The 17,761-nt window shown below is 40.2% G+C and carries 9 protein-coding genes and 1 pseudogene; 5 read left to right on the forward strand and 5 right to left on the reverse strand.

Annotated elements, in window-relative coordinates; all coding sequences use genetic code 11:
* Positions 1-17: 17 nt before the first annotated feature.
* Positions 18-1,817 (forward strand): annotated as a pseudogene (locus CIK86_RS16445) (S9 family peptidase); the annotation flags it as partial.
* 1,117 nt (positions 1,818-2,934) lie between these two features.
* Here CIK86_RS16445 and CIK86_RS16455 read toward each other — a convergent pair.
* Entirely contained in the window at positions 2,935-4,536 is a 1,602-nt protein-coding gene (locus CIK86_RS16455) for an isocitrate lyase (protein ID WP_011329704.1), read from the reverse strand.
* A 238-nt stretch (positions 4,537-4,774) separates the two neighbouring features.
* Between CIK86_RS16455 and CIK86_RS16460 the strand changes: the two genes are divergently transcribed.
* Positions 4,775-6,958 (forward strand): malate synthase G, encoded by a 2,184-nt coding sequence (locus tag CIK86_RS16460; protein WP_011329703.1) that lies wholly within the window; start codon positions 4,775-4,777, stop codon positions 6,956-6,958.
* A 224-nt stretch (positions 6,959-7,182) separates the two neighbouring features.
* On the opposite strand, the gene CIK86_RS16465 is transcribed toward CIK86_RS16460, so the two are convergent.
* From CIK86_RS16465 to CIK86_RS16480, 4 genes are all read right to left on the reverse strand, one after another.
* Positions 7,183-7,908, reverse strand: a complete 726-nt coding sequence (locus tag CIK86_RS16465) for a YebC/PmpR family DNA-binding transcriptional regulator (protein WP_011329702.1) — start codon at positions 7,906-7,908, stop codon at positions 7,183-7,185.
* Positions 7,909-8,039: 131 nt separating this feature from the next.
* Positions 8,040-8,657: an HAD family hydrolase gene (locus tag CIK86_RS16470; protein WP_086995494.1), complete on the reverse strand. Its 618-nt coding sequence runs from the start codon at positions 8,655-8,657 to the stop codon at positions 8,040-8,042.
* Between the two features lie 423 nt (positions 8,658-9,080).
* Entirely contained in the window at positions 9,081-9,575 is a 495-nt protein-coding gene (locus CIK86_RS16475; protein WP_086995497.1) for a DUF6702 family protein, read from the reverse strand.
* Positions 9,575-12,025 carry a M1 family metallopeptidase gene (locus CIK86_RS16480; RefSeq protein WP_086995500.1) on the reverse strand — a complete coding sequence of 817 codons (2,451 nt, stop codon included), beginning with the start codon at positions 12,023-12,025 and terminating at the stop codon, positions 9,575-9,577. Before CIK86_RS16480 ends, CIK86_RS16475 begins: the two co-directional genes overlap by 1 nt.
* A 471-nt stretch (positions 12,026-12,496) precedes the next feature.
* Between CIK86_RS16480 and CIK86_RS16485 the strand changes: the two genes are divergently transcribed.
* The 3 genes from CIK86_RS16485 (at position 12,497) to CIK86_RS16495 (ending at position 17,729) form a co-directional block, all read left to right on the forward strand.
* A complete protein-coding gene (locus CIK86_RS16485) occupies positions 12,497-12,739 on the forward strand; it encodes a hypothetical protein (RefSeq protein ID WP_011329698.1) in 243 nt (80 codons plus the stop codon).
* Between the two features lie 92 nt (positions 12,740-12,831).
* Complete coding sequence (locus CIK86_RS16490; RefSeq protein ID WP_086995503.1) at positions 12,832-14,079, forward strand: exonuclease SbcCD subunit D C-terminal domain-containing protein; 1,248 nt, start codon at positions 12,832-12,834, stop codon at positions 14,077-14,079.
* Positions 14,076-17,729: an AAA family ATPase gene (locus CIK86_RS16495; RefSeq protein ID WP_086995506.1), complete on the forward strand. Its 3,654-nt coding sequence runs from the start codon at positions 14,076-14,078 to the stop codon at positions 17,727-17,729. The genes CIK86_RS16490 and CIK86_RS16495 overlap by 4 nt, the downstream gene beginning before the upstream one ends.
* The last annotated feature ends 32 nt before the right edge of the window (positions 17,730-17,761 follow it).

A 17,761-nucleotide genomic window follows, 5' to 3' on the forward strand; every position in this document is an offset into this window, starting at 1 on the left:
GCACTTGGCGCTATTGGGTAGATTATAAAACACGACAAATTCAACCGCTTACTTCTGGCGTGCATATGGATCATTCGCCCAAGTTGTCGCCGGACGGCTCTCGTTTAGCGTTTATTTCAAACCGTGACGGTAGCAACCAAATTTACATGAAATGGCTTAAAACTGGCGCGGTTAGCAAAATAAGTAACCTTACAAGTACGCCAAAAGCGCTAAGCTGGAGCCCAGATGCTAAGCAACTCGCATTTAGTATGTTTGTTGCCACCACATCAAGCTCACCCATTAACTTACCTGGTAAACCTGAAGGCGCTACTTGGGCAGAGCCAGCTAAATATATTGACGATGTGTATTATCGTGCTGATGGTGCTGGTTACTCTAAGAAGGGCTTTGAGCAATTATTTATTATTGACGCAAATGGCGGCAATGCTAAACAGCTCACCTTTGATGAGTTTAATAACGGCGGCGAAGTTAGCTTTAGTAAAGATAAAAAAGCGTTATATTTTTCGGCTAATAGGCATAACAATTACTTGTTAAAACCAACTAACAGCGAAGTATATAAACTTAATTTAATTACGCTTGAAGTAACCGCTGTAACCGATAGAAACGGCCCCGATCGCCAACCTCAAGTATCGCCTAATGGCCGCTACCTTGCGTATACCGGTTACGATGACAAGCAAACTAATTACGAAAACACCCAATTGTATATTCGCGACCTACGTTCGGGTAAAACAACTAATTTAACTGCCGACTTAGACCGCAGCGTAGCCAAAATAAAGTGGAGCGGTAACTCTAAAGGCATTTACTTTAGTTACGCTGATCAAGGGCAAACCACGTTAGCGTACCAACCTCGTAGCGGTTCACGTAAAGTTATTACTGAAAAAATTGGCAGCGTTTCGTTTGGTCGTCCTTATTCTGGTGGCGACTTTGATGTGAGCGAAGATGACGAAATTGTGTTTACCCTAGCCGACACGCAGCGCCCTGCCGATGTCGCGGCAATTAAACGTGGTAAAGCACAGCGCTTAACAAGTTTAAATGACAACTCGCTGGGGCATAAACAACTAGCCAAGGTAGAAGAGCTATGGCTTAAATCGAGCCACGATCAACTGCCAATTCAAGCTTGGGTAGCCTACCCGCCTGGTTTTGACAGTAATAAAAAGTACCCATTAATTCTTGAAATTCATGGTGGCCCGGTAGCCAATTACGGCCCGCACTTTAGCGCCGAGGTACAATTATATGCGGCTAAGGGGAACGTTGTATTGTATATGAACCCTCGCGGGAGTGATTCTTACGGCAAAGAGTTTGCACAAACTATTCATCATAATTACCCAAGTAACGATTATGACGACTTAATGACTGGAGTAGATGCTTTAATTGCCAAAGGTTTTATTGATGAGTCTAAATTGTTTGTTACCGGTGGCTCTGGTGGCGGCGTACTTACCGCGTGGATAGTTGGCCATACCGACCGTTTTGCCGCAGCCGTGGTTGCTAAACCTGTAATTAACTGGATCAGTTTTGTACTAACTGCCGACTTTTACCCGTTCTTTGCTGACTATTGGTTTCCGGGTAAGCCGTGGGATCATATAGAACATTATATGAAACGCTCGCCAATTAGTTATGTCGGCAATGTAAAAACACCCACTATGCTACTAACCGGTGAATCTGATTTCCGTACACCGATTTCAGAAACTGAACAGTTTTATCAAGCATTAAAGCTACAAGGTGTTGAAACCGCTATGGTACGTATTCCCGATGCATCACATGGTATTACCGCTCGTCCGTCTAATTTAATGGCTAAAGTTGCCTATATTCAATGGTGGTAATCTATAAACACACTAAATAACCTAAACATACCGCTTGGTATGTAAGTTAAAGCCACTTTTTAAAAGTGGCTTTTTTGCATTACCAATAAGTGTAAAGGGGGTTTACAGTAAGTAACCTAAACTCAGGTTAGGTATTTTTAATAGTAACACCAAGGCAAACCACAAACGCCGCGGCAAGTTAATTAACCTGAACTCTGGTTAAGAGATTTACTAACGTATTGAATCATATTTATATTTAATTTTATTTTCTCTAGCCAGAGGTTTTCAGTGAAAACAAGGCGAATTTACGCGTCAATAGCTGGCCTATTGCAAGTAAATTCAACGCAGTTAGCGCTGAAAATAGCTGCTTGAGATAAGTTTATTATCCGGAGATCAGGTTAATATAGCCAAAAAGTACTCTCTACCCCTTTAGGGATATAGTCCACTTTAACTATATTCACCTACACGCTAACATCAGCAATATAGAGATAAAGCCATCTAAATGCTTACTAATACTTAAGCTATCTTAATGCCTAGCTTAAGTATCGGACTTAACTATTATTTGAGTTGGTAAAATTTCGGTTTATACAATTAAATACCCACTGAGTTGGTAAAAAACCGGTTTGAGCTAGTGTTTATAGGCCCTCAGTTAGTAAAAAAGTGTTTTGTGGATTGCTCAAGTTAGTAAAAAATCGGTTTATTATAAGGTGAGTGTTCACTTAAAAAGCTAAAATCAGTCACTTATGGCCTTTATTTACAGTTTATAAAGCCATAAAAGTGCTAAAAAGGTTAAATAATGGGCTTTACACTAAGCTTGGTTAAACTCTGATCCGTAATTATTGCCAGCTAGTTAAATACTGATCTGTTGTGGGTAGCTACTTAACTGAACTGGTTAAAAGGTTTACTAAAGTATTAAACTGTAATGATAATTTTATTTTCTTTAATCAGAAGTTTATTTGAGGAGTGGGGAGGAAACAAGGCAGCTTTACGCGCCCATGGCTGGCCTATTGCAAACAAATTCAATGCAGTTAACGTCAAAAAGCGACTAAAGCTAGCTTTATTACCCACAGACAGGTTACTTAATTATACGCATAAAAAAAGGGCCTTTCGGCCCTTTACGTAACACTATCTAGTTGAATTAGAATTGGTTCATGGTGTTATCTTCACCACCGGCTTTAAGCGCATTATCACCAGAGAAGTACTCTTTGTGTGTATCGCCAATGTTAGAGCCTGCAAGGTCTTGGTGCTTAACAGACGCTTGTTCGCGACGAATCTCTTGACGCTGTACATCACGTACATAAGCCAGCATACCTAAGTCACCAAAGTAACCTTCTGACAAAATATCCGTACTTAGTGCTGCTGTATGGTACGTTGGCAATGTGATTAGGTGATGGAAAATACCGGCTTCACGTGCACCATCACGTTGGAAGTTTTGTACTAGTAAATCGGCTGCTACTGCAAGCTCGGTAGCATCCATTTCTGGTGCCATAAGGCCTTTATTGTCACCCAAGCTTGGGTAAGCGCTAAGGTCACGGCCCGCTTCTTGCCATTCTTGATACACTTGCTCACGAAACTTAAGTGTCCAGTTAAACGACGGTGAGTTGTTATAAACAAGCTTAGCATCTGGCACTTGCTCTTTAACACGATTAACCAGCTCAGCAATTTGCTTAACATGTGGTTTTTCGGTTTCAATCCACAGTAAATCTGCACCCGACTGTAGGCTAGTTACACAATCTAGTACTACGCGGTCTTTTTCTGTACCTTCGCGGAACTGGAATAAACCATTATCAAGGCGCGTTGGTTTGCAAAGTTGGCCATTAAGCTTCATTGCAGTGTCGCCTTCATTTAAATCTTCAACACCGTTAATTGGCGTAGTTTCTAAAAATGCATTGTATTGGCTAGCTAAGTCACCTGGAGTTTGTGAAACCGGTACTTTTTGCGTTAGGCTCGCACCTAGTGAATCGGTACGCGCAACAATAATACCGTTATCAATACCCAGCTCTAAAAATGCGTAACGTACTGCGTTAATTTTAGCTAAAAAGTCTTCGTGCGGTACGGTTACTTTACCAGCTTGGTGGCCACACTGCTTAGCGTCAGACACTTGGTTTTCGATTTGAATAGCACAAGCACCTGCTTCAATCATTTTTTTAGCGAGTAGGTAAGTCGCTTCTTCGTTACCAAAACCGGCATCGATATCTGCAATAATTGGCACTACGTGCGTTTCAAAGTTATCAATTTTATCTAGTACCGCTTGTACGTCGCCACCATTTGCTTTAGCTGCATCTAGGTCATTAAATAAATGGTCTAACTCACGTGCATCGGCTTGCTTTAAAAAGGTGTAAATTTCTTCAATTAGTGCCGGAACTGAGGTTTTTTCGTGCATACTTTGATCCGGAAGCGGACCAAACTCTGAACGAAGTGCCGCAACCATCCAGCCACTTAAGTATACATAACTACGCTTAGTTGTTTTTTGATGGCGCTTAATAGCCATCATCATTTGTTGCGCAGTAAATCCATGCCAACAACCTAAAGACTGAGTGTACTGGCTTGTATCTGCGTCGTATGCGGCCATGTCTTCACGCATAATGTCAGCAGTAAACTGTGCAATTTCTACCCCAGTACGAAAGCGATTTTGTAAACGCATACGTGTTGCATATTCAGGGTTAATGGTTTTCCATGCACTACCTTGTTTTTTACAAAGTGTTGCTAATGTATCTGTTTCGCTTTTATATGTAGTCATAATTAAAATCCTTTGAACGGGGTAAATTATTATAGTGTTATGAGAGTGACTGCTTTAGTTGCTCTGCAGCGCTTAATTAAACATTAGGCTTATTTTTCAGATTTAGTAAATTTATAGTTTTTATTGCGGCTATACATATCATGAATGAGTAAAATGCACTCAACCCCTCTTTTTTACGTTATGGTTACACTACGCACACTAAAATTTACAATATCGCGACCGTTTAAGGATTATTAAAATGCCCCATACTCTCACTCACTCAGGACTCAGCGTAGACAACCAACTAGCTGATTTTGTTAAAAACCAGCTATTACCTGGTACACATTTAAATGAGCAGCAATTTTGGCAGCGCTTTGCGCATATTGTACAAACATTAACGCCAGTAAATAGAGCTCTACTTGCTAAACGCGAACAGCTACAACAGCAAATTGATGAGTATCATCTGGCTAATAAAAGCTGGGATAAAGCCCAGTACCAGACGTTTTTAACCGACATAGGTTACCTTGTAAACGAACCTGAAAATTTTAGTATTGAAACAAAGAATGTTGAGCCCGAAATAGCACAAACAGCGGGACCACAGCTAGTAGTGCCGGTAAGCAATGCACGCTTTGCACTTAATGCTGCAAACGCACGTTGGGGTTCGTTATACGATGCCCTATACGGCACTGATGTACTAAGCGAAGAAGATGGTGCCGAAAAAGGCCGCACGTATAACTCAGTTCGTGGCTTTAAAGTAATGGCATACGCGAGGCAGTTTTTAGATAAAGCCTTGCCACTAGAAAACGGCTCGCATATAGAGAGCACTAATTATTCTGTTGTTGACGGTGCGCTGTCAATTACTCTACGCGACAGCTCACAAACCAAACTAAAAAAGCCTGAGCAATTAGTGGGTTACCAAGGTGAAGCACAAAACCCTAGCGTTATTTTGCTCAAAAATAATGGCCTACACCTTGAGCTACATATAGATCACCATCACCCAATAGGCCAAGCAGATAAAGCTGGCTTAAAAGATGTGGTACTTGAAGCTGCACTTACCACTATTATGGACTGCGAGGACTCTATAGCTGCGGTTGATGCAGAGGATAAAGTACAAGTTTATAAAAACTGGTTAGGTTTAATGCAAGGCAACTTAGTTGAATCGTTTAAAAAAGGCGATAACACAGTTGAACGTACCCTGCAAAGCGATCGCCAATATACGGCGCTAAATGGTGAAACCCTAAGCTTAAAAGGCCGCAGCATGATGTTTGTGCGCAATGTAGGCCACCTAATGACCAATCCTGCAATTACCGACGTAAGCGGTAACGATGTGTTTGAAGGCATTATGGATGCCATGTTTACTGCAACAGCGGCGCTGCATGATTTAAATTCTAGCAGTGCGCTTAAAAACTCCAGTGCGCAAAGTATAAATATTGTAAAACCTAAAATGCATGGTCCTGAAGAAGTGGCATTAACTAACACGCTATTTAACATGGTTGAAGAAGCACTTGGCTTAGAAAAAAACACCATTAAAATGGGCATTATGGATGAAGAGCGCCGTACTTCAGCTAACCTAAAAGCCTGTATTCATGCAGCAAAAGAGCGTGTAGTATTTATTAATACCGGATTTTTAGATAGAACAGGTGATGAAATTCATACCTCAATGCACGCCGGTGTGGTACTGCCTAAAGCCGCTATTAAATTAGAGCCGTGGATCAGCGCCTACGAAGATCGCAACGTAGACATTGGTTTGGCTTGTGGCTTAAGCCATAAAGCACAAATAGGTAAAGGTATGTGGGCTATGCCCGATAAAATGGCATTAATGATGGAGCAAAAAATAGCTCATCCTAAATCAGGTGCTAATACCGCGTGGGTGCCCTCCCCTACTGCAGCAACTCTGCATGCTATGCATTATCATGATGTAGATGTATTTAGCGAGCAGCAAAGCATTGCTAAGCGTGCTATTGCCAGCCTAGATGAGCTACTTACCCCGCCATTAATGGACGAGCCTGAGCTACTTAGCAAAGAAGATATTAAAACCGAGCTTGAAAACAACGCCCAAGGTATTTTAGGTTATGTAGTACGCTGGATTGACCAAGGGATTGGCTGCTCTAAAGTGCCCGACATAAACCACATTGGCCTTATGGAAGACAGAGCAACACTGCGTATTTCAAGCCAACATATGGCTAACTGGCTGCATCATGGTATTTGCAGCGAGCAACAAATTAGATCAACCATGGCCAAAATGGCAAAAGTGGTAGATGGCCAAAATGAACACGACAGTGCTTATAAGCCTATGGCAATTAGTGAGCAATCACTTGCTAATAATATTGCCTACCAAGCGGCACTAGCCTTAGTGTTAGAAGGAGCTAAGCAACCAAGTGGCTACACTGAGCCTTTATTGCACAGCTACCGCTTAAAATATAAAGCGCAGCAGGGTACTTAACACTTAACTTCAAGTAATAACCCCCCCTAGTTAGCATACAAAAACCAGCCAAAGTGCTGGTTTTTATTTATTTGCCAAAAATACCAGCCATTATTAATAACTAAGGTGAATGGCTAACATTCATCTTAGTAGCCGTTATTAGTTTTTAACCACAAAAAAGCGCGTTTTGCTTACACAAAACACGCTTTTTCTTAAATTATTACCGCTTTAATATACAGCTTTAATTAGTTTTTGATGATTGCGTTGTGATAAATATTTTGTACGTCATCACAATCCTCAAGCATAGTGATGAACTTATCAAAGTTAGCAATTACTTCTTCATCTGTAATTTCAATATGCACTTGCGGGACAAAAGTAATTTCGTCTACTTCAAAATTAATGCCTTCAAACGCCTCTTCAAGGGCTGTTTTAGCTTTAAAGTATTCTGTATGTGGGGCAAACACCGATACTTTACCGTCTTCTACTTCAACATCGGTTACATCAACGTCAGCCATCATTAGTGCTTCTAACACAACTTCGTCGTCATCGCCTGAAAAACCAAGCACAGCAAAATGATCAAACATATGCGCGACACAACCCGGTGTACCAATTTTTGAATCTGTTTTAGTAAAAGGCAAACGTACATCTTTAATAGTACGATTTGGGTTATCGGTTAAACAGTCAACAATAACCATACAATTTCCAGGGCCATAACCTTCGTAACGTGCAGTTGAGTAATCCTCCCCTGCTCCACCGGCGGCTTTTTCAATTGCTTTTTCGATAACATGCGCAGGCACTTGATCTTTTTTTGCCTTTTCGATTAAGCGGCGCAAAGTTTGGTTTACATCTGGGTCAGGTTCGCCGTTTTTAGCTGCAACGTAAATTTCTTTGCCGTATTTTGAATTTACTTTAGTTTTTGCGTTAGCCGTTTTAGCCATCGAACTTTTACGAACTTCAAATGCTCTGCCCATCATGTACCTCTAATGAATACGTTAAACTTGTCGACATTTTACCAATTCAAAACGTATTGGGCTAGCACCACGTTAATATATAACGTTTATAACACCACACTAATTACATAAAAAAACAAACAAGGCGCTATTTAACATAACACAACTTTTTGTGCGTAATTGTCAATTAAAGTAACTAACTGCGTAAAATCATGTAATACATAATCGGCCTGGCTAGCATAACTAGGAGTAACATCGGGGGCGTATAAACATGCACGCATATTGGCATTATGCGCTGCCTGAATATCATATAAAAAATCGCCCACATACAATAAATTACTTGGACTCATATTCCACAAGGTAGCAATATTATTTAATGCACTCGGATCGGGTTTTGCTGGCGCGTCACTTCGGGTAAGTACTATTTCTATTGGCAGTGGATTATTTTGTAACTTAATAGCGGCCGCTTTGTCAAAATTGCGTGTAACTATCGCCATTGGAATGTTTTTAGCTTTAAGGGCATTTACAGCCTCACTCACACCGGGTAGCATTTTGGCATGTTGAGCGTCGAGTAACTCATGCTGATGTACAATATTCATTGCTTCTTCGCGCATATATGCTGAAGGCAATTGGGCAATATAATCGAGTAAGTCTTGCTCACACGGGCACCCTATTTGCGCTTTAATTAATGAAAAATCTAATTCTGATGACACTAAAGTGCCATCTAAATCAAAAATCACACCTTTAATCGCTTCAATCTGCATTTCTATATCCTTCCTTGTATTTAATACCCATTGAATTAAACCCTATATAAAAATAACTTCATCGTTTATAAAACTAAATCACTGATGAATAACAAAATTTATATACCTAACCTGACCTCTGGTTAAGATATTTACTAACATACTAAATCATAGTTATATTTAAATTTATTTTCTCTAGCCAGAGATTTTCAGTGAAAACAAGGCGAATTTACGCGTCAATAGCTGGCCTATTGCAAGTAAATTCAACGCAGTTAGCGCTGAAAGTAGCTGCTTGAGATAGATTTATTATCCAAAGTTCAGGTTACCTAGCTTGCTAAAAAGCACACTAATATACAGGTATATTAACGTAATTTAGTATTAAGTCGATCATAAAAACAGGAGTAAAAATAATAAAAACGCGCACAGTGACTGTGCGCGTAGTTTGTAGGATTATTGTTGCTCAAACCTTGCTTCAAGCCAAGTGTCGTCTTGAGTAAAGTTTAAGGTTTTTATTTTTCCTTGTCCTTCAACGTTAACCATATTAACTTGCGAAGGCCATAAGTCGCGCAGTGCACCGTTACTCATTTTAATTCCTGCAATTTTTACCGGAATTGGCGCTTCTTGGTAAACCCAAAAAAACTTGCCATCAACTTGCGCTCCTACAAAATTAAGCGGCAGTGGTTCACCGTTTAACGTTTGTAGCGCAACATGCGACTCTACATACTTAGCAAAGCGTTGTTGATCTATTTTATTGCTAATAATATCAACCTTACCTTTAAATAAGTGCGCCACGGCATGCTCAGTATCGTGCAAATAAAAACGATGCATTAGCTCAATATTATTAGTACGTTTATTAAAAAGCACAGTAGTAACAGACGACTTTAATTGATGCGCCATGCTAGGCGCAGCAATTAATAAACCAACAATAATTAGCAATATGCGCATTATTGTTGCTCCTCACTATTATTATTTTCGTCGCCTTTAGGTTCGTCTTTTTTAAGCTCGGTTTTAATATCTTGCATGATATCGCGGCTTACTTTTGCTTTGCTCTTTTCTTTTTTAAATACTTCTATGCGTGATGGAATAATACGACGTGGGTAGTTATTATTTTCAATATCTACGTCAGCCGTTTCCCAGCGCGGATCGATAGTAACCGACACCAGCGATTTATTTTTGTCTGTCACTATTAGTTTTTGCACATTTTTATAATTACGACGCCAAATTTCGGCCGCAATATAACGCTCTTCTTTGCTGCCATCTTCAAAAGTCAGCTCTAATAGAATAGGCATTACTAAGCCGCCTACGTTAGAAAACTCCATTACGTAGTAGTTTTGGTCTTCTTTTATTGCACGCTCAAGCGTTTTACGCTCCCACGGCTCTAAGCCCTTTAAAAACTTGTTGTACGCGTTGCGTTCTTTATTAGTAACGGTAAAACGGTCGTTTTCATCATAAAAGTCGGTAACATCGGGATTTTCTTCTACCCAGGTTTTTTTACCTTGTGCGCGGTTACGCTCTACAAACAGCGAAGTTGGCTTATTTGCTTCAATATCGCGTAGGCGACTAAAATCAATATCAGGGTTTTTAGTGTCTAAACGCAGTTGATATACCTTATCTAAAGCAATATCTACGTGATCTGTGGTAAAAAACCAACCACGCCAAAACCAATCTAAATCAACACCCGAAGCTTCTTCCATAGTACGAAAAAAATCAGCTGGGGTAGGGCGCTTATACTTCCAGCGCTGGGCGTATTCTTTAAACGCAAAATCAAACAGCTCTCGGCCTAAAATAACTTCACGTAAAATATTAAGTGCAGCAGCGGGTTTAGTGTACGCGTTAGGGCCTAAACGCAATACGCTGTCTGACTGGGTCATTATAGGCACTTGAATTTCTGACTTCATATACGCCACTATATCGCGCGGCTCAACACCCCATGGAATGCTCGGGTCCCACTCTCGCCCTGCAACACCGTCTAAAAAGCTATTTAAACCTTCATCCATCCAAGTCCATTGGCGCTCATCTGAGTTTACTATCATCGGAAAGTAAATATGACCCACTTCATGGATCACTACACCGAGTAAAAATCGTTTTTCTGCTTGAGAGTAAGTACGAGTTCCATCATCTTGCAGCTTAGTGCGCGGGCCATTAAAGGTGATCATTGGGTATTCCATACCACCAACAGGGCCATTTACTGACTGCGCGGTTGGGTATGGGTAATCAAATGAATACTTTGAATACACTTCCATAGTGTGAATAACAGCTTCGGTTGAATATTTTTTCCATAAATCGCCCCCTTCTTTAGGGTAAAACGACATAGCCATAACCAATGGCTGCTCATCACCGCCTTGCTGATAGCCTTTAGCATCCCACATAAATTTGCGTGACGACGCCCAAGCAAAGTCGCGTACGTTATTAGCTTTAAAGTGCCAAGTTTTAGTTTTATCTGTACTGGATTTTTCGTTATCGAGCGCTTCTTCTTCACTAACAATAAACACAGGGCGTTTAGCATTTTCGGCTTGCTTTAAACGTTTGCGTTGCGTGCTCGTTAATACGCTACTTGCGTTATTAAGCTTACCCGTTGCCGACACGATATGGTCCGCAGGTACGGTAATTTCAACATCGTAATCACCAAACTCTAAGGTAAATTCGCCGCCACCTAAAAATGTTTTATTAGTCCAAGCTTCGTAATCAGTATAAGCAGCTAAACGCGGAAACCACTGCGCCACTAAAAATATATCGTTACCATCTTTTTCAAAGTGCTCATAGCCCGAGCGTGCGCCTACTGCATCTTCTTCAACTAAGTTAAACGCAAAGTTCATGCTAAATTCGGCTTCTTTACCTGGCTTTAACGGCTTATTTAGGTCAATGCGCATTAATGTATCAACTACGGTTACACGTAACTCGTCGCCATTGTCATCTTTTACATTGCTAATTGTATAGCCAAGCTCGTTGTCACTCATAAACTGTTGACGACGAAGGTCGCCTAAACTTAACTTGGCGGGTTTATCGGCTGGTAAACTTGTTAAAGTACTTTTAAACGTTTGAGTGGTTTCTGCAATTGAATCATTTTTAAAAACGTTTTGATCTAACTGTAACCATAAGTACTTTAATGTGTGTGGTGAATTGTTTTTATATTCTATTTTTTGGCTACCGCTTATACGGCGCTTTTTTTCGTCTAATTGTACGTCAATATCGTAATTAACGCGTTGCTGCCAATAATTTTCGCCAGGTTCTCCGGCAGCACTTCTATAAACATTTGGTGTTGGCAATGCTTCGTCTAGTTGACGAAACTTATCGATATAGCTGCCTTTGGTTTGCTCAATAGCAGACGCTAAAACAGTGCTCGACATTGCTATTGGCAATATAACCGCACTTAGCGTATAAATTATTTTTTTCATTATTAAACCTGTTAGATTTTAGTGTACGCACTTTGACAAAATTATCGTTTTTCTTCAATAAAATAACGATAAAGTGCGACTTTTTCAGGCTAGTTTTCACTATTTTTTTACAATTAAAGCGCATTATTCTTTTAGATAAAATTAATTAAACGTGAATTAAAATAATAAAACTGTAAAGGGGCTTTACAGTTTGTCGTTTTAAATAAAAATAATTGCCAAATATCAGCTAAAAATAACGGCTTACAGCTACTAAATCTCCCTCTGTATTTTGGCTTCAAAGGTAGCCAAATGTAATTATTTAGCAAAAAAGTTAATCCCTTTGTATGAGAAATCGCCAATAGTGAAGTTTAAGGTTGATCTTTGTATCCATTTGTACTTAGAATCGCCCACTTTTTTCATTTGAGGGTAATTTAATATAATTATTTTCAAATATGTTTATTAATATTTTAGTGTTGAAAAGTGTGGTGGTGTATGGATTTTTATGTTCTAAAAAAGCAGCAAAAACTAATTGCTATTCCAGCAGACGCGCAAAACTGTAAGCAGTATTTAAACTCAGGTTATTTGTATATTGACAAAGTGGCCGCTTGTAACGAAAAAAATGCATTGAAAGCGTTACAAGCTAAAAAAGCCAAAGCAATTAAACTGCCGTTATTTATGGCACTTTTAGCCTTGCCTCTTATTTATGTTGGTTGGTTTAGCTTAGGAGCTAGCTAAAGCCCATTCACCCTAGCAAGATGAGCCTATAAGGTTGCATCTTTAACTGCCTTGGGTATATTGGCGCTCTTACGATTTTTTAAGAGCGCTACATGAAAGTTCTGCACACTTCTGATTGGCACCTTGGCCAACAATTTTATGAATATGACCGTCGTCATGAACACCTTGCTTTTTTCACTTGGCTGTTAGCCACTCTCGTTGAGCAACAAATAGATTTACTGCTCGTTGCTGGCGATATTTATCATACTGCAACCCCCAGTGCTAGCGCCGAGAATCAACTCTATCAATTTATTAAAGATGCCAAAAAGCAGTGCCCTAATTTACATGTAGTAATTATTGCTGGGAACCACGACTCTGCAAATCGTATTTTAGCCGCGCAACCGTTACTCGCTCAATTTGATACCCATGTTGTAGGGCGTTTTGAGGCAACAGCAGCGGCTGATATCGTAATCACTATTAACACTAACAAAAAACGCGCTGTAATCGTTGCCATGCCATTTTTGCGCGCAAGCGATGTAACTACACTAAGCCAAACCAAAAGCGGCCCTAGCTATGCCCAAGGCGTTAAAAAGGCATATGAACTTGCCCTTGAGCATGCAGCTACTTTACAAAGTGAAAATACCCCGTTAATTGTTATGGGGCACCTTCATGCTAAAGGCGGCGATATATCGAGTGACTCTGAGCGCAACTTAGTAATAGGCGGCGAAGAAGCCATATCTGCCAACGTATTTGGTAAACAAGCACACTACGTTGCGCTGGGGCATTTACATAAAGCGCAGCAAGTTGCTAAAAATGAATGCATTAGATACAGCGGTACGCCAATTCCTATGTCGTTTTCAGAGCGAAATTACAGCCACCAAGTAAATGTAGTTGAATTTAATAGCGATGAAAAACAGCAAATTAGTGTAACTGTAAACCCCCTTTACATTCCTCGTTTAGCCGATGTAATAATTTTACCGAAAGGGGAGTGCGTACCATTAGCTGAGCTATGCGAGGAAATTAAAGCCCTCGACACCACAGCCAATACAATAGCACCCTATTTACGGGTAAAACTTAAATCTAGCGATACCGACACCACCTTCAGAGAACAAATAGAACAAGCTCTTGAGGGTAAACATATTCGTTTTTGTGGCATAGAGCGCGTGCGCGAACAAGCAGCTAACAATGAAGGCGGCGCAGTATTTGAAGATTTAACTGAAGTTGAAATGCTCAACCCACTTAATTTATTAGAACAAGCATTTACAAACGACAAAGATATGCACGGTGAAAGCGTACCCGACGCACTAAAAAATCTATTAAACGATGTTATTAACGAACTAGAGGAGCAACAGCAACTATGAAAATAACCGCAGTGCGTATTCATAACTTAGCTTCTATTGTTGATGCCGAAATAGACTTTTTAGCAGCCCCGCTAAAAGACGCCGGATTATTTGCAATTACCGGCGATACCGGCGCAGGTAAAAGTACTATTTTAGATGCTATTTGCTTAGCTTTATATGCTAAAACCGCAAGGTTAGGTGGCGATAGAGGCAATAAGGTAGAGTTTCAAGGCGACAGCATTAGGCTTAATGACGCACGTAACTTACTTAGACGAGGAACGTCTAATGGCTATGCTGAAGTTGACTTTGTAGGGCAAGACAAAGAAAGTTACCGAGCGTGTTGGAGCGTTAATCGCTCGCGAGGCAAAAGCGACGGCAATTTACAAGCAGCACAGCATACGCTTCATTTATTACCTGATGATACGTTAATTTCATCAGATAAAAGTAAAACAGTAAAACAAATAGAAGCCAAAATAGGGTTAACCTTTGATCAGTTTTCGCGAGCAGTGTTATTAGCGCAACACGAATTTGCCGCGTTTTTAAAAGCCACCGGCGATGAGCGCGCACAGCTTTTAGAATGCTTAACCGGTACCGATAAATTTAGCCGTATTGGTGTACGTATTTTTGAGCGTAATAAAGAGCTAAAAGAAAAGTTTGAATTACTCCAAGCAAGTTTAGCAAGTTACACATTACTGAGTGAGGATGAATTAGCCGCTAAACAAACTTCGCTTAATGAATTAAAACTGCAAATTGAACACACTAAAAAAACCTTAACAACTACAGAGCAAAATTTAAATTGGTATAAACAAGCCAATACGCTTGAGCAAGCACTTAAACAAGCACAGCAAAACCAGCAACAAGCGCAAAACGAGCTTAATGCTATTGCTCAGCAAAGTGAGCAAGCTAAACAAGCACAAAGCGCACTTGAAATTAAAGATAACCGCAGTCGCTTTAAAAGTTTAACAGCTCAAAATATTGAGTTAAATACGAAAGTAAGTGACTTAAAAAGTATAGATCACACTGCAATAATTACTGCGCATGCTAATACGCTTAGTAAGCACCAAGAGATATTACAAACAGCTAAAGAACAAAAACAAACTGCTGAGCCTATTATTGCTAAAGCGCGCGAGCTCGACAGTCAATTAGCTATTCAAGCACAAACCATTACAAGCCTTACCCAGCAAAGCGAAAAAGAGCAATTACAATTAAACGATTTGCAGCAGCAATTTAAGCAAAGCCAATCTGTGCTTGATGAAGCTACAAAATTAAGTGCTCAGCATCAACAGTGGTTAACTACGCACACACAATTAAAACCTTTAGCCAATGATTGGAATTACTATCAGCACAGTTTTAATCAGTTTTTAAACGCAACTGAGCAATTAAAAACAACGGCACATCAAAACCAAAAATTAGTGGCTGAGCAGGCTAAGCAAGCGATGCTTTTAACCACGCAAAATACAAAGGTTGAGTCACAAGAACAGCTACTTGCTAGTGAGCAAAAAAATCTTAACCAATTAAATGAGCAGCAACGCCAATTTAATATTGAACAGTGCGATGCAAAGCTTAAAAATATTGATTACTTAAAAGATCAACGCGAGCGCTATAAACAGTTTAATCATGAACTAAAACACAGCACACAACAGCAAACACGCGTTGCAGAAAAAATTACCCAAAGTGAGCAAGCGAAAAACGCATTATTACAAAATTTGGCTTCGTGCGAGCAAACGCTTAAGCACAACGAATACACGCTCAGCCAAGCACGCCTTCGCGCCAGTGAAAATGTAGAACACTTACGCACACAACTTGCTCCTAACGAGCCATGTTTAGTGTGCGGTGCAACTGAGCACCCATATGCAAGCACTCAAAACCAGCAATTAAATAACTTAATAGCCGATTTTGAAACAGCGTATAACAATACAAAACAGCAACGCGATAGCGCCCAAACCCAGCTGCATCAGCACCAAACACAACATGCTGTGTTAATGGCCGAGCAAACGCAACATAGCCAAGCAATACAAATTGCACTAGCTAAGCAGCTAGAAATAAAAACGACCATGCAAGACGCTCGCACCGAGCTTAACGATTTAACAACCGAGAAGCTTGATGAAACCTACAAGCAACTCAGCGAGCAAAAAGCCCAGTACTTTGCAGTACAAACACAGCTGCGTACTTTACAAGAAAAAGTAAATCAACAGCTGAATGCTTTAAAAACCGAGCAACACGTACAGCAGCAATTGCAAAACCAGCATGTTGAGTTAACTAATCAGCTAAACCAATTAAGCAGTAAACATAACGAGCTAAGCGTACAAATAAACGAGCTAAGCACAGCGCTTAACGCGCAATTTGAACATAGCGATTTTTGGCAGCAGCTGCAAAGTGAATCGCTTACCCTAAGTGATTTAAACAAACAGGTTGAGCAATACCAGCAAACACTAACGCAGCTTGAGCAAAGTCAAAAACAGCTCGACAGTGCAAACCAGCACTTACAGCAATTAACGCCATTAATCACTAAAAGTGAGCACGCACTTAAAGCATTAAATGACGATTTAGCCAAAGCGCAGCAACAGCAAAATATTACGCAAAGCGAGCGATTAGCTTTATTTAATAATGAGCAAATAAGCGCAAGCGACTATCAAACCAAACTAGCCATGCAGCTTGAGCAATGCCAAACACAGCTAAATGCCAGCCAACAAGCGCACGATAACGCAATTAAACAGCGTGACGAGCATGCCATAACACTTAAAAATGTTGAGCAACGCTTGCAAGAGCACGCCCAGGAGCTAACCAGCCTTGAGGCACGTTACTTAGAGTGGTTTACTGAATTTAAAGCGCAACATAGCGATGCAAGCCACGAACAGGTCACTATTTTACTAACCTTAAGTAGCGAGCAAATTAAAGCGCACTTAAAACAGTTTGAACAAGTATCACAAACGCTAACCGATACAAATGCAGCGCTTAAACAGCAACAAAAATCGTACACTGAGCATCAAAATACTGACAAGCCTTCAAAAAACCACGATGAGTTAACTGAGCAGCTAAATGTATTAAATACCCAGCAAACAGAGCTACAAAATAGCTTGCTCGCCACTAATACCGCTATTGAGCAGCACAACCAAAATGCTAAAACGCTCAAAGGCAAACAAGCTGAGTTAACTACGCTTAAAACGCAAGTTGATCAGTGGCATTTACTTAATAAAGTATTAGGCGATGCAACCGGTAAAACCATGCGTAATTTAGCGCAAACGCAAACTTTAAAAATACTGCTGCATTATGCAAATAGTCATTTAAAAACCCTTAATAAACGCTATGAATTAACCGCTATTGAGCACTCTTTAGATATTGCTATTATTGACCGCGACATGGCCGATGAGCAACGCTCTGTAAATACGCTCTCTGGTGGTGAATCATTTTTAGTCTCTTTGGCGCTGGCTTTAGGGCTTGCTTCATTGTCGTCAAACAAAGTACAAATCAATTCTTTGTTTATTGACGAAGGGTTTGGTACGTTAGACAGCGAAACGCTCAGTGTTGCAATGGATGCACTTGATTCATTACAAGCACAAGGGCGAAAAGTAGGTGTTATATCGCATGTAAGCGAAATGAGTGAGCGCGTAGCAACACAAGTCCATGTGGCTAAAAAGCCGGGCGGTTATTCTAGCGTAGAAATTGTGTGAGGTTAATTTATATTGATAACACCCATTGTATT

Source organism: Pseudoalteromonas sp. JB197 (genome assembly GCF_002332205.1).
In the GTDB taxonomy this organism is placed as follows: domain Bacteria; phylum Pseudomonadota; class Gammaproteobacteria; order Enterobacterales; family Alteromonadaceae; genus Pseudoalteromonas; species Pseudoalteromonas nigrifaciens.